Below are 726 nucleotides of genomic sequence, written 5' to 3' on the forward strand. Positions count from 1 at the left end.
CCGGTCAGATAAATTATCGGAAAAATCGTAGTCAGTGTCATTCAAAACCGCTGACACGTAATTGTTGGTTATATTTTGCAATGTTAGCAAAAGAATTGAAGCGACCTTTTCGTTCCCAAAGTGTGGCCAGTTTTACGGCCTACTTCAAACGAATCCATCCTGACAAACCGACACCGTCGGTAACCACAGTTTACCGTTATATAGATCAAGGGTTATTGCCGCTCAGGAATATTGATTTGCCACAAAAACTCCGGCGGAGAATAAAAACGACAAAACATACCCATGTCAGGCAGAATCAGAAAAACTTGGGCCTCTCGATCGAAAAAAGGCCGGCAGACGTCAAGCAACGCTTGACATTCGGCAATTGGGAAGCTGATTTAGTTAAAGGGGTTAGAAAAGCTAGTGAGCCGGCACTCTTGACTTTAACTGAGCGAAAAACGCGGTATGAAATCGTGCTTAAGGTCCCTAATTATCACGCACAAACTTGCTTAGCAGCTGTGCAAAAGGTTATTAAACAAGCCCCCACACTTTTTAAGACGCTCACTTTTGATAATGGAGCAGAGTTTTCGGAGCAAAGTCGTTTAAAAGGAACTACAAGTTACTTCGCGCATCCTTCTTCGCCCTGGGAACGAGGCAGCAATGAGCGTGCGAATGGGCTTTTACGTGAATTTTTCCCTAAAGGACACTCACTGAGGCAAGTCACACCAGAGGAAATACAGCGGGCGC

General features: G+C 44.8%; 1 protein-coding gene. It reads left to right on the forward strand.

Annotation, left to right across the window (positions count from 1 at the left end; all coding sequences use genetic code 11):
- On the forward strand, window positions 1-726 hold a 726-nt coding region (locus tag LACPOB_RS11600; protein WP_258420983.1), incomplete at both ends, for an IS30 family transposase.

Source organism: Ligilactobacillus pobuzihii E100301 = KCTC 13174 (genome assembly GCF_000349725.1).
Lineage (GTDB): Bacteria > Bacillota > Bacilli > Lactobacillales > Lactobacillaceae > Ligilactobacillus > Ligilactobacillus pobuzihii.